Source organism: Pseudomonas sp. SIMBA_067 (assembly GCF_046534675.1).
GTDB classification, from domain to species: Bacteria; Pseudomonadota; Gammaproteobacteria; order Pseudomonadales; family Pseudomonadaceae; genus Aquipseudomonas; species Aquipseudomonas putida.
In genome coordinates this window covers 18,784-30,319 of record NZ_JAWRYH010000007.1, presented here as the reverse complement: position 1 = coordinate 30,319, position 11,536 = coordinate 18,784, and the positions used below count along the sequence as shown (strand labels likewise).

Sequence of the window (11,536 nt, the reverse complement as noted above, 5' to 3'; positions counted from 1 at the left end):
AGACAGCCGATGCAACGACTGCGCAATGTGTGTGTGGCCAGCCTGCTGGCGTGGCTCGGGGGCTGCAGCAGTACGCCGAACAACTACCACACGCTGGTGCCGAACGAGCCGATGCGTGACAGCGGGCAGCACATCCGGGTGACCCGGGTGGTCGTGCCGCCCCAGGTGGACCGCCCGCAACTGGTGGTGCGGCAAGGGCAGAGTGGCCTGGCCATTCTGGAGACGGAATGGTGGGGTGCCAACCTGGTGGATGAGTTTCGCAGCGCCTTGCAGGACCAGCTGGGTGGGCCGGCGGGTGACGCCAAGGCGGCAGTGCGGGTGGACGTACAGCGCTTCGATACGGTGCCGGGGCGCTATGCCTCGCTGGAAGCCGTGTGGCGCCTGAAGCTGGTGGGGCAGGCTGAGCTGACCTGCCGCACCTCGGTGCAGACTGCGACTGACAACAGCATTACCAGCTTGGTAAATGCGCACCAGGCCAACCTGCGCAAACTGGCCGAGGCAGTGCGGGGCAGTGCCGCTCGGGGTCGCTGCTCGCCATCTGCCTGAAGGCCTGTGGGCCTATGTTTACGCCTGCGTAGCCTTGCGCAGCGGCACCTCGCGCAGCAGCCAGGACAGTGCGAAAGCCACGCTGGTGATCACCCCGGCCAGCAGGAACACACCATGCATTGCCCCGGAAAACGCCTGCAGGTAACTGTGCTGCAGGGCAGTGGGCAGGGCATGCACGGCGGCCGGCGAAAGGCTCGCGGCACCCCCGGCACTGGCGGCGAAGTCACTGTCCAGGCCGCCCAGCAAGCTCTGCGAGAACAAAGCGCCGAACAGCGACACCCCGATGGCGCCGCCAATCGAGCGGAACAACGTGGCCCCGGAAGTCGCCACGCCCATGTGGCGTAACTCGACGCTGTTCTGCACAGCCAGGATCAGCACCTGCATGACCATCCCCAGGCCGGCACCCAGCAAGCCCATGTACAGGTTCATCAGCGCCATGGGGGTGTCCAGCTCCAGCCGGCTGAGCAAGCCCAGGGCAATGACTTGCAGCAGGGTGCCGAGGATCGGGAACACTCGGTAACGCCCCCAGCGGCTGATCAGTCGCCCGGTAATCGCCGACACTACCAGCAGGCCACCCATCAGCGGCAGCATCTGCAGCCCGGCGCTGGTGGGCGTGGCGTTCTTCACTACCTGCATGTACAACGGCAGGAAGGTGACGGCGCCGAACAGCGACACCCCGACGATGAAACCGATCAGCCCGGCAAGCACGAAGGTCCGGTGACGGAACAGGTGCAGCGGCATGATTGGCTCGACGGCGCGGCGTTGTTCCAGGACGAAGCCGACCAGGCCGATCAAGGCGAACAGCGAAAGGCACAACATGTCCAGCGACTGCCACGCCAGCAGGCTGCCGCCGAGGCTGGTGATGAGCACCAAGGCAGCCAATGCCACGGTAAGGAAAAACGCGCCGATGTAGTCCACCGTATGCCGTACCAAAGCCACGTGCGGGCGGAACACGCTGCCGATCACCAGCAGCGCCAGCAGGCCCAGGGGCAGGTTGATGTAGAAGATCCAGTGCCACGACAGCTGCTCGACCAGAAAACCGCCGATCAGCGGCCCTACCACGGTGGCCAGGCCGAACACGCCACCGAACAGGCCCTGGTAGCGGCCACGTTCGGCAGGCGGGATGACATCACCGATGGCGGCCATCGCTACCACCATCAAGCCGCCGCCACCCAGCCCTTGCAGGGTGCGGAAGGCGATCAGCTGGGCCATGTCCTGTGCTGCGCCACACAAGGCCGAGCCCAGCAGGAACAGGACGATGGCCACCTGCAGCACACGCTTGCGGCCGAACTGGTCACCGAACTTGCCATACAGCGGTACCACTACCGTGGAGGCCAGCAGGTAGGCGGTGACCACCCACGACAGCCAGCGCAGCCCACCGAGGTCGCTGACGATGGTTGGCAGTGCGGTCGAGACGATGGTCTGGTCGAGGGCGGCCAGGAACATCACCAGCATCAGCGCTGCCAGCAGCAGTGGAATGGAGGTTTGCGCGTCCGTTGCGGCGGGGGGGGTATCAGTGGATACAGGTTGCACGGTGCTTACCTCAGCTGGGGGTGGCGTTGGCCTGGGCATGCTGCTGGCCAGCGTCTTGCAGGCCTGCAAGGGCAAAGCGGTAAAGCTGCGCTGCAACGGCCTCGCTGGGCATCTGCAGAATCTCGTGCAGCGCCCCGGAGCCGCCGCGCGGGCCGATCAGCAGCATTGCCCACGGCGCCGTGACGCACAGGATGCAGCGGGTCAGGGCCGGTTCGTCGACCGGGATGGTGCTGACCTCGCTGAACAACCCCTTGAGCAGTGACAGGCGCAGTGGCGCGGCGGCCTGCAGATGCGCCTGGCCGTGAGGGCTGGGGGCGAGGATTTCTGCGGCCAGTACCCGCAAATGCCAGTTGTCCCGAGCCTGGGTGGCCTTTTGCACCACCAGTTCCACCAGCACGCGCAGCTTTTCGTTCGGTGTCTGGCTGCCTTGGGTGATGCGTTGCAGGTCGCTGAGGTCGAGGAAGCGTTGGCTAATTTAAAATCAATTTAAATTTAATTTATGCGGCCTACGGCCTATCGCGATTCTGGTAGGAGCAGCCTTGTGCTGCGAAGCGGCCGGTACAGGCCACACATCCGTATGCCTCCAATACCGGCCTGTTCGCAGCACAAGGCTGCTCCTACACGTGGCGATCTACTGGCGATTACTGGCTGTTTCCTGCACCCGCTCGGGCTTGTCCAACGGCAGGTGGTCGAACTCGCGCAAGCCATCCTTGCGGTACGGGTCGCCAATCCAGCGCGGTGCCACCACAAATTGCGGGCTCACCAGGCTCTTGGCCGGCTCGAAGCGGTCATAGCTCAGCCCGGCCAGGTCGGACAGGGTATGGATCAGGTGCGAGCTGCTGTAAGGGCGGTTGGCCATGGCCTGCAAATCACGTGGGTGCTCGGCCTGCCAGCTGGGCGAGGTCCACAGCAGGAACGGGATGGTGTACATCGGCCGGGTCGGCGCGCCTTCGTTGCGCCCCAGGCGGTCGTGGTTGCCGGAGCTGTACACGTCTTCGCCATGGTCGGACAGGTACAGCAGGAAGCCATTGGGGCTGCCGGCCGAGTAACGCTTGATCAGGCTCGATACCACGTAGTCGTTGTAGCGCACCGCGTTGTCGTAGAAGTTGTAGGTTTCTACCTGGTCTGGCGTCAGCTCTTTCGGTACGCCCTGGCTGTCGGTGAAGTGCGCGTAGTCGTTCGGGTAGCGAAAGCGATAGTCCATGTGCGTGCCCAGCAGGTGCACGATGATGAACTTGTTCGGCGCAGGGTCTTGCAGGGCCTTCTCGAACGGCGCCAGCACCACGTCATCGTACTGGCTGGCGTTCTGGTTGCGCTGGTTGTTCAGGTATACCGGCGCGTCGGTCTGCTGCGAGAACGTGGTCAGCATGGTGTTGCGCTTGGTCATGGTCTGCTGGTTGGTGATCCAGAAGGTCTTGTAGCCTGCCTGTTTCATCAGGTTGATCAGTGACGGGTCGGTTAGGAAACGGTCCGGGTTCTGCTCGTTGCCAAAGGTGAGGATCTGCTGCATCACTTCGATGGTGTACGGGCGCGGCGATACCACGTCGCGGAACACCGTCAGCCCCTTGTCGCTGGCGGCCAGCGCGTCGAGGTTGGGCGTGGTGTCGCGGTTGTAGCCATACAGGTGCATGTGCTCGCGGGTCGTGGACTCGCCCAGCACCAGCACCAGCGTGCGTGGCGCCGTACCGCTGCTGTCACTCAGGTTTTGCAGGGGCGGCAACGCGGCGTTCTGCGCCAGCAACTTCTGCATGTTGTCCAGTTGCTGAAGGTACTGACGGTAGCCGACCAGCAGTTGCCAGGGCACTGCGGGCTCCATGCGCTGCTGCACTTTTTCGGCGGCATCGGCGAAGTTGCGCTCCTGCGTCACCATCTGCTTGTAGAACGGGTACACCAGGTTGGCGACCAGCAACAGGGCCACAACCGGCAGGCGGCTGCGCAGGGGCAGGCTGACCGGGCGCAGGCGCTTCCACAGCAGCACCGCCACCAGTGTGTACAGCAGCAGCGCCAGGCCCAGCCACACGCTGAAGTACTGGCTGAAGTACTCACCGGCTTCAGCGGTGTTGGACTCGAACATCACGAAGATGACGCTTTGCGAGAACTCCTGGCGATAAATGCCGAAGTAGCTCAAGCCCACCAGCGATGCAGCCCAAAGCACCAGGCCGATGACGGCCGCCGTGGCGCGGGTGAAGCGGGGCAGCAGCAGCACCGGGGCCAGCCACAGGCTACTGAGGAAGAACGCATCGCGAAAACCGGCAAAGCCGGTAGTGCCGCTGAACAACAGCAACGCCTGGGTGACGCCGGAGAAGTACCAGAAGAACAGCAGCAGCCAGCCCAGGCCGGCCCAGTCCACGCGCGTGTGCGCGGCGGGGGATGTAGTGTGTGACACGTATGCCTCGTCGTACCTTGGAGGCCAGCGGATGTGCCCGTGACCTGAAAGGGCGTGACGCTAATCTGCGGCGTGTGAAAATAACGTCAAGGTGGCGAGGAATAGGGGCCGGCGGGTACCCCAGCGCCATGTTTACTGGCGCAATGCGCAGGCCGCACAGGTATGATGTGGTCAGCAAAACCGCACTGACAGGCCCCGTGGACTATGAACCGTCGTAAGAAGATCAAGCAGCTATTGGACGCGCATGCCAAAAAAGCCAATGCCAAACTGGCGCCGCGCAAGCCTAAGTACATCTGCAAGGCAGACCGCTTGAAGATGGAAGCAGAGGCGGCGGGGGATACCCCTGATGCAGCGCTAAGCTGACGCTGTACCTGTGGGTGCTGGCTTGCCGGCGATGAGGCCAGATCAAGCAGCACCAGACCGCTGTCCCACAGAGCGTGCGACCCGCATCAGGCGTGATGGTCAACGGCGGTAATATCGGTAGTCGTCATGGTGGCGCTGGTGCATGGCCCGCTCATGGCGGCGCTCCCAATCGCGGCGCCGTTCCCAGTCACGCCGCCGCTCCCAGTCCCGCCGGGCTTGCTCGCGCCGCCACTGCTCACGGCGCCAGTCGCTTCTATGGTCATGCCAGCGGTCGTCGTCGTGCGCCAGCAGCGTGGCGGGCTGTGTATCTGCCACGCTGGCCACCCTCGACCACGGGCTGCCGGCAGGCTGCAGCGGTGACTGAACGGCCGGCGCCGGCGCCACCGGTGCTTTCATTTGTGTTGCCGATGCCGTGCCCACCGCCGCGAACGAGAACAGGCCGAGCAGCACCAACCTTGCGACATGTATTTTCATGAGCGAAGCCAACCTCTGATAACAATTGAGCCATCTGGCCAGCAGGTGTGGGGCGAACCTTGTCTCGCGTGCCGCTACCTTTCTGTGCCTCCCAGATAGACCGGTAAACGGGAAAAAGTTCGCTGCAGCAACAACTTGTAGAACTTTTGACGCCTGATTACCCCTGTACATACCCTATGCTCATTGGCCTGCGAACACTTCTCGCAGGTGTGCCCGATAACTGTCGAACGCAGCAATCGCCCCCGTCACAACTTCTGCTTCTTCCTCCTCGTCCAGCACCAGGCCATCAAGCCTGGCCACGAACTCGCGCCAGTGCAGTGCACGACCATCGGGGTGCGGCGCCAGGTGGCGGGCACCCTCATTGCCATTCAGGCCCAGGCGCTGGGTCTGCTTGAACAGGAACGCTGCACCCAGGTTGGAGCCTTCACTGCAATACAGCCACCCCAGGGCCTGGGCCGGGCTGGCACTGACCGGTTGGGGAGGCGTTGGCAGCGGCAGACCCAGATCGAGCAGGTCTTCCTCGACTGCGGCAAAACGCGACAGCTCAACCAGCCCCGGCAGCCACCGGTTCAGCTGCTCGTCCTGATACAGCGCCAGCAGGCTGCCGTGAAAGCGGTGCTGTACCTGCAGGAAGTGGCCATAACGCTCACGGCTCTCGAAAGGTCGCGCCGCCATCACCAGTTCGTCGACGTTGTCATGGTCGCTGCTGCTGGCCGCTTTCAGGCGTTTGCAGCGTCCTGGCGCTGTGAGAGGGAGTAGGGCAGCGGTCATAGGCGTTTCCGTGAGCGAGTAGGCAATGCGCCCATGATGCGTGCCATCCCAGGTAGGCGGCAAGCACAACGCTACTGGTTTACCATGCCTGACGCTTTCACGTTTCCAAGGAGTCAGCCATGAATACCCCGCAGTTCCGCACCCCCACTGTTGCAGACGCCGAGCGCTGCTACGCCATTGAAATCGGCGCCTATGAAGGGGATGAAGCGGCCACGCTGGAGAAGATCCGCACCCGCATCGCGCAGTATCCGCAAGGCTTCCTGATCCTGGAAAACGCAGGTGAGATCGTTGGCTTCATCAATAGCGGTTGCGCCCACGAAGTCGTCATGTCTGATGAAGACTTCAAGGAACTGATCGGCCATGACCCGGCAGCACCGAACGTGGTGATCATGTCGGTGGTGGTGGACCCGGTGCACCAGGGCAATGGTTACGCCAAGCGCTTGATGGACGAATTCATCGCCCGCATGAAGGCCTCGGGCAAGCAGACCATTCACCTGATGTGCAAGCAGCATGTGGCGCTGTACCAGAAGATGGGGTATCAGTACGTGAAACCGTCGCCGTCGGATCATGGCGGCATGGCTTGGCATGAGATGGTCATGGCGCTGTAACCACACGAATATGTCCGGCCGGTCGACCGAACAGGCCGTGGATCACTTCCCTGAGCCAGCGGTTGCCGCTGTCCTGGTGGTAGCGCGCATGCCAGTGCTGTTTTACAGTGAAACCCTCTACCGCAAATGGGCAATCGTGTACCTGCAGGTCATGCATGTCGGCAAGGGTGTGGCCGATATGCCTTGGCAGAGTGGCGACCAGGTCGGTGCTGCCGACGATCATCCCCAGCCCCAGAAACCCTGGTAGCTCCAGCACGATCCGGCGTTCGATACCGGCCCGGGCCAGGCCGGCCTCCAGCAACTTCTGGCCGGTCCCCGCGCTGATCTGTACATGGCCCTCGGCGTGGTAACGGGCCACGTCCATGCCGTGTGCCAGGCGCGGGTGCTGGCGGTTGCTCAGGCACACCCAGTCCTGCTCGAACAATACCTGCTGGTACATCCCGCCACCCAGCCAGGGCACAAAGCCAATGGCCAGGTCGGCCTCGCCCGACTCCAGGGCACTTTCGCTATTGCCGTCGATGCGCGCTGCCTCCAGGCGAATGCCTGGGGCATGGTTGCGCAGGTGGTTGAGAATACTGGGTAGCAAGGTGATATGGCTGGCATCGCTGACACACAGGCGAAAGCGCCTCTGCGCAGTGGCAGGGGTGAACTGTGGTTCCCAAGCCGTCAGCCGACGCAGTGATTCAAGCACCTCGCGACAAGGCCCGATCAACTGGTCGGCGCGCGGAGTTGGGGCCATACCACCTGGGGTGCGTACGAATAACGGGTCGTTCAGTTGCTGACGCAGGCGGGCTAGCCAGATGCTGACGGTTGGCTGGCTCTGGCCTAACTGTTCTGCGGCGCGGGTGACGCTGCGGCAGTGATAAAGCAGGTCGAACAGTTGCAGCAGCTTAGGTTCAGGCAGTACGTCGGCGGCACTCATTATTGTAAATCTCAATGGGCGTATTAAGGTCATTGTATAGCCCCAATGAGCTGCCCTGCATAAGGTAATCGCAAACCACTGGAGGTCTGCGATTTGAAAATCTGCATTCTGGGTGCCGGCGCCCTGGGCTGCGCGATTGGCGCGGCATTGAGCGAGGCAGGGCACCAAACCTGGCTGCTCAACCGTAGCCTCGAGCACGTCGAAGCCATCAACCTGCACGGTTTACAGGTGCAGGACGAACACGGCGAGCGGCAAGTGCGTGTCAATGCCACCACCGATGCCAACGACGTGGGCGTGACTGACCTGGTCGTGGTGCTGGTGAAGTCGTTCCACACCGCCGAAGCGATTGCCGGTGCCACGGCGCTGCTCGGCCCGCAAACGCTGGTGCTGTCGCTGCAGAACGGCCTGGGGCACGAGGACATTCTGGCCGAGGTGGTCGGGCCGCAGCGGGTACTGGCTGGCAAGACCTATGTGGGCGGTGTGCTGCTGGCACCGGGGTCGATCCGTGCTGGCGTGGCGGGCAAACACACATACATCGGCGAGCTGGACGGGCAACTGACACCCCGCGTGCAGGCCATCGCCGAGGCCTTCAACGCTGCCGGGCTGGCCACCACGGTTAGCGACAACATCCTCGGCACCATGTGGGACAAGCTGCTGGTCAATGTCGCTACCGGCGCGCTCAGCGGTATCACCATGCTCAGTTATGGCCAGCTCTACAACGAGCCTTTGCTGGAGCAAACGGCCAAGGCCGCCGTGGCCGAGGCCATCGCCGTGGCCCGCAGCGCCGGTATCCGTTTGAGCCTGAACAGTCCCGATGCCGCCTGGCATCTGGCTGCCGAAGGTCTGCCATCGAGTTTCCGTACCTCGATGCTGCAAAGCCTGGAAAAAGGCTCGGTCACCGAAATCGACTTCATCAACGGCTCCGTCGTGCGCTGGGGCCAGCGTCATGGCGTCGCTACACCCGTCAACGCCACCTTGGTGGCCTGTATCAAGGGCATCGAGCGCGCGATGGCCGATCACCAGAAAAGGGACAACGCATGAGCCAGCCAAAAGCCTACCTCGAACACGTCGCCTTCTGGGTGCGTGACATCCAGTGGCACATCCGCTTTTTCAGTGAAGTGTGTGGCATGACCCTGCGCGAAGTGCAGGGCAGCATCGAGCAGCCCGTTCAGTACTGGACGATGGGAGGCCTGCAATTCATCCATCAGCCCGATTTCGACGGCCCGGAAGGGCGCATGGCGCACCTGGGCATCATGTGCGAAGACCTGGAGGCGGCGCTGGCTGCGGCGCAGCGCTTCGGTGTCAGCGAAATGCCCCAGGGCCGCAACTGGTTGCGCCTGCCTGATGGTCTGGCAGTGGAATTCATCCAGGCGCTGCCCAGGGCCTGTGTCGCGCAGGCATTGGCGATTGACCCACGCGCGGAGGTACAGGCATGAGCGTGATTGAAAAGTACTGGGACGATGCCCGCGAAGGCGATGAGTGCATCAGCCCGACCTACACCGTGACCCGCGAGCGTATCCTGGCCTACGCCGACCTGACCGGTGACCACACCCCGGTGCATGTGGACGAGGCCTACGCCAATGCCAGCCACTTCGGATGCCTGGTCGCCCATGGCCTGTTCGGCCTTTCGATTGCAGATGGCTTGAAGACCCAGTGCGCCTACCGCTTCCTGCCGGGCATGTCGCTGGGTTGGACCTGGGACTTCGTGTTACCCATCAAGGTCAACGATGTGCTGCACGTGCGCATTCGCGTGGGTGCGATGCGCCCGAGCAACAGCCGCCCAGGCTGGGGCATCGTGGTACTGCCATCGGAACTGATCAACCAGCATGGGCAGGTCGTGCAGCGTGGCGAGCACCGGTTGATGGTGCCGCGGAGGGTGCAGGCATGAGCCAGGCATTGCCATTGGCGGGTATCCGCGTCATCGATTACAGCCACTTCCTTGCCGGCCCTTATGTCGGGCGTTGCCTGGCGGCGCTGGGCGCCGAAGTGATCAAGGTCGAACGACCGGGTAGCGGCGATGCCGGCCGCCAGCACGCGTTTACCCTGGACGATCAGCAGAGTGGCTACTTCCTGCAATTGAACATGGGCAAGCAGGGCGTCAGCGTGAACATGAAGGACCCGCGCGGCAAAGCTTTCATGCAGCGCCTTGCCGACTCGGCCGATGTGTTCATCGAGAACTACCGGCCGGGCGCGCTGGACAAGCTTGGGTTGGGCCATGCCGAGCTGTCGGCGCGTAATCCGCGCCTGGTGTATTGCTCGATTTCCGCCTACGGCCACACCGGCCCGGATGCCCATCGCGCCGGCTTCGGGCTTATTGCCGAAGCCAAGAGCGGGATCATGCAGATGGTCGGCGTGCCGGGTGAAGCGCCGCCACTGCTGCGCATTTCGCTGGGCGACATGTACACCGGCATCCACGCTGTCGCGGCTATCAACGCGGCGTTGCTGGGGCGGGTGAGCAGTGGTCGCGGCCAGCACATCGACATGGCCCTGTACGACACGCTGGTGTCGATGCATGAATACGCCGTGCAGTGTTACACGCTGTCCGACGGCACCGTGCTGCCCGAGCAGACCGGCCATGACATGCCCACGTCCACCTTGTATGGCGTATTCCGCGCCGCGGATGGCGACCTGGTGATTGCTGCCCAGGTCGATGATGCCTGGCAGCGTTTTGCAGCCATGCTCGAAGCCAACGGCGGCCCTGCAGGTTTTGGCAACGACAGCCGTTACCACAGCCTCAACGGCCGCAATGCCCACCGCGAGGCGATTCTGGCAGTGGTCCGTGATTGGGTGGGCGCGCGTTCGGTGGCTGACATCCTCGCCCTGCTCGACGCCATCGATATCCCCAGTGCCAAGGTCCAGCGCATCGACGAGGTGCTGGCCGACCCGCAAATCCAGGCGCGCAATATGGTCATCGAGCAGCAGCACCCGCGCTATGGCACCTTGCGCCTGCCCAACCTGCCGTTTCGCTTTTCCGACTGTGACACCACGATCCACCAAGTGGCCCCGGACCTCGGCCAGCACAATGCCGAAGTGGCCGCGGCGCTTGGCTTCAGCCCTGAAGAAATCACCGCCATGCAGGCAGACGGTGTGCTGTTTACCCACGGAGATGCACGATGAGCGACTGTTACGCAGTGATCGGCCGGCCGATCAACCATACCAAGTCACCGCTGATTCATGGCCTGTTCGCCCAGGCCAGCGGCCAGCACCTGGAATATGGAGCCATCGAGGGCTCGTTGGAAGGCTTCGAGGCCCAGGTGCTGCAGTTTCGCGGTGATGGCGGGCTGGGCATGAACATCACTGCGCCGTTCAAGCTGCGCGCCTTCGAGTTGGCTGACCGGCGCAGTGAGCGTGCGCAATTGGCCCGTGCTGCCAACGCACTCAAGTTCGAAGATGGCTGCATCGTGGCCGAAAACTTCGATGGTATCGGGTTGCTGCGCGACATCGAAGACAACCACGGTGAACCGCTGCGCAACCGCCGCGTGTTGCTGCTCGGTGCCGGTGGTGCAGTACGTGGGTCACTTTTGCCCTTTCTGCAGGCGGGGCCCAGCGAGCTGGTGATTGCCAACCGCGACATGAGCAAAGCCCTTGCTTTGCGAAACGAACTGGATCACCCGAGGTTGCGTATCAGCCGATACGAAGCGCTGCAAGGGCAAACCTTCGACATCGTGGTCAACGCCACTTCCGCCAGCCTGGTCGGGGAACTGCCGCCGTTACCTGGCGCGGTACTGGGCGAGACGCGGCTGGCCTATGAGCTTGCGTATGGCAAAGGCCTTACGCCGTTCCTGCACCTGGCGCGGGAGGCCGGTGTGGCACGGGTTGCTGATGGCGTGGGCATGCTGGTCGAACAGGCCGCAGAGGCGTTTGCCTGGTGGCGAGGGATACGGCCCGAAACCCGTGCTGTGATCGATCGCCTGACGATCCCGCTGGAGTGAG

14 protein-coding genes are annotated in these 11,536 nt (G+C 63.2%); 8 read left to right on the top strand and 6 right to left on the bottom strand.

Annotated elements, in window-relative coordinates; genetic code table 11:
- Window positions 1–9: 9 nt before the first annotated feature.
- Window positions 10–546 carry a membrane integrity-associated transporter subunit PqiC gene (locus tag SB765_RS16530; protein ID WP_410931611.1) on the top strand — a complete coding sequence of 179 codons (537 nt, stop codon included), beginning with the start codon at window positions 10–12 and terminating at the stop codon, window positions 544–546.
- Window positions 547–564: 18 nt separating this feature from the next.
- On the opposite strand, the gene SB765_RS16525 is transcribed toward SB765_RS16530, so the two are convergent.
- The 3 genes from SB765_RS16525 to SB765_RS16515 all read right to left on the bottom strand — a co-directional run bounded on the left by SB765_RS16525 (window position 565) and on the right by SB765_RS16515 (window position 4,465).
- Window positions 565–2,079 (bottom strand): MDR family MFS transporter, encoded by a 1,515-nt coding sequence (locus SB765_RS16525; protein WP_410911198.1) that lies wholly within the window; start codon window positions 2,077–2,079, stop codon window positions 565–567.
- A 10-nt stretch (window positions 2,080–2,089) separates the two neighbouring features.
- Entirely contained in the window at window positions 2,090–2,476 is a 387-nt protein-coding gene (locus SB765_RS16520) for a hypothetical protein (RefSeq protein ID WP_410931610.1), read from the bottom strand.
- Window positions 2,477–2,710: 234 nt separating this feature from the next.
- Window positions 2,711–4,465: a phosphoethanolamine transferase CptA gene (locus SB765_RS16515; protein WP_410931609.1), complete on the bottom strand. Its 1,755-nt coding sequence runs from the start codon at window positions 4,463–4,465 to the stop codon at window positions 2,711–2,713.
- Window positions 4,466–4,669: 204 nt separating this feature from the next.
- Between SB765_RS16515 and SB765_RS16510 the strand changes: the two genes are divergently transcribed.
- A complete protein-coding gene (locus tag SB765_RS16510) occupies window positions 4,670–4,828 on the top strand; it encodes a DUF2986 domain-containing protein (RefSeq protein ID WP_341798307.1) in 159 nt (52 codons plus the stop codon).
- 99 nt (window positions 4,829–4,927) lie between these two features.
- Here the strand turns inward: SB765_RS16510 and SB765_RS16505 are convergent, their stop codons facing one another.
- Both SB765_RS16505 and SB765_RS16500 read right to left on the bottom strand, forming a co-directional pair.
- Entirely contained in the window at window positions 4,928–5,302 is a 375-nt protein-coding gene (locus tag SB765_RS16505; RefSeq protein ID WP_341798308.1) for a hypothetical protein, read from the bottom strand.
- A gap of 180 nt (window positions 5,303–5,482) precedes the next feature.
- Window positions 5,483–6,073: a biliverdin-producing heme oxygenase gene (locus tag SB765_RS16500; RefSeq protein WP_341798309.1), complete on the bottom strand. Its 591-nt coding sequence runs from the start codon at window positions 6,071–6,073 to the stop codon at window positions 5,483–5,485.
- A 119-nt stretch (window positions 6,074–6,192) separates the two neighbouring features.
- Between SB765_RS16500 and SB765_RS16495 the strand changes: the two genes are divergently transcribed.
- A complete protein-coding gene (locus SB765_RS16495; RefSeq protein WP_410931608.1) occupies window positions 6,193–6,681 on the top strand; it encodes a GNAT family N-acetyltransferase in 489 nt (162 codons plus the stop codon).
- Here SB765_RS16495 and SB765_RS16490 read toward each other — a convergent pair.
- On the bottom strand, window positions 6,668–7,603 hold the full coding sequence (locus SB765_RS16490) for a LysR family transcriptional regulator (RefSeq protein ID WP_341798311.1): 936 nt from the start codon (window positions 7,601–7,603) through the stop codon (window positions 6,668–6,670). The two genes, SB765_RS16495 and SB765_RS16490, sit on opposite strands and share 14 nt — an antisense overlap.
- A gap of 93 nt (window positions 7,604–7,696) precedes the next feature.
- Between SB765_RS16490 and SB765_RS16485 the strand changes: the two genes are divergently transcribed.
- Genes SB765_RS16485 through aroE form a run of 5 tightly spaced genes read left to right on the top strand, consistent with a single transcriptional unit; the run spans window position 7,697 to window position 11,535 of the window.
- Entirely contained in the window at window positions 7,697–8,644 is a 948-nt protein-coding gene (locus SB765_RS16485) for a ketopantoate reductase family protein (protein WP_410911193.1), read from the top strand.
- Complete coding sequence (locus SB765_RS16480; RefSeq protein ID WP_341798313.1) at window positions 8,641–9,039, top strand: VOC family protein; 399 nt, start codon at window positions 8,641–8,643, stop codon at window positions 9,037–9,039. Before SB765_RS16485 ends, SB765_RS16480 begins: the two co-directional genes overlap by 4 nt.
- Window positions 9,036–9,491, top strand: a complete 456-nt coding sequence (locus SB765_RS16475) for a MaoC family dehydratase (protein WP_410931607.1) — start codon at window positions 9,036–9,038, stop codon at window positions 9,489–9,491. The genes SB765_RS16480 and SB765_RS16475 overlap by 4 nt, the downstream gene beginning before the upstream one ends.
- Window positions 9,488–10,720 carry a CaiB/BaiF CoA transferase family protein gene (locus SB765_RS16470; protein WP_016500333.1) on the top strand — a complete coding sequence of 411 codons (1,233 nt, stop codon included), beginning with the start codon at window positions 9,488–9,490 and terminating at the stop codon, window positions 10,718–10,720. The genes SB765_RS16475 and SB765_RS16470 overlap by 4 nt, the downstream gene beginning before the upstream one ends.
- The gene (aroE, locus tag SB765_RS16465) at window positions 10,717–11,535 is read left to right on the top strand and encodes a shikimate dehydrogenase (protein WP_410911191.1); all 819 of its coding nucleotides are present in this window, start codon (window positions 10,717–10,719) and stop codon (window positions 11,533–11,535) included. The genes SB765_RS16470 and aroE overlap by 4 nt, the downstream gene beginning before the upstream one ends.
- Window position 11,536: the final 1 nt, after the last annotated feature.

Bases quoted from the DNA above. Each gene is read 5' to 3' on its own strand.
- SB765_RS16510 (WP_341798307.1), top strand. From the start codon at position 4,670: ATGAACCGTCGTAAGAAGATCAAGCAGCTATTGGACGCGCATGCCAAA.
- SB765_RS16505 (WP_341798308.1), bottom strand. From the start codon at position 5,302: ATGAAAATACATGTCGCAAGGTTGGTGCTGCTCGGCCTGTTCTCGTTC.
- aroE (WP_410911191.1), top strand. From the start codon at position 10,717: ATGAGCGACTGTTACGCAGTGATCGGCCGGCCGATCAACCATACCAAG.
- SB765_RS16490 (WP_341798311.1), bottom strand. From the start codon at position 7,603: ATGAGTGCCGCCGACGTACTGCCTGAACCTAAGCTGCTGCAACTGTTC.
- SB765_RS16470 (WP_016500333.1), top strand. From the start codon at position 9,488: ATGAGCCAGGCATTGCCATTGGCGGGTATCCGCGTCATCGATTACAGC.
- SB765_RS16475 (WP_410931607.1), top strand. From the start codon at position 9,036: ATGAGCGTGATTGAAAAGTACTGGGACGATGCCCGCGAAGGCGATGAG.
- SB765_RS16480 (WP_341798313.1), top strand. From the start codon at position 8,641: ATGAGCCAGCCAAAAGCCTACCTCGAACACGTCGCCTTCTGGGTGCGT.
- SB765_RS16530 (WP_410931611.1), top strand. From the start codon at position 10: ATGCAACGACTGCGCAATGTGTGTGTGGCCAGCCTGCTGGCGTGGCTC.
- SB765_RS16495 (WP_410931608.1), top strand. From the start codon at position 6,193: ATGAATACCCCGCAGTTCCGCACCCCCACTGTTGCAGACGCCGAGCGC.
- SB765_RS16500 (WP_341798309.1), bottom strand. From the start codon at position 6,073: ATGACCGCTGCCCTACTCCCTCTCACAGCGCCAGGACGCTGCAAACGC.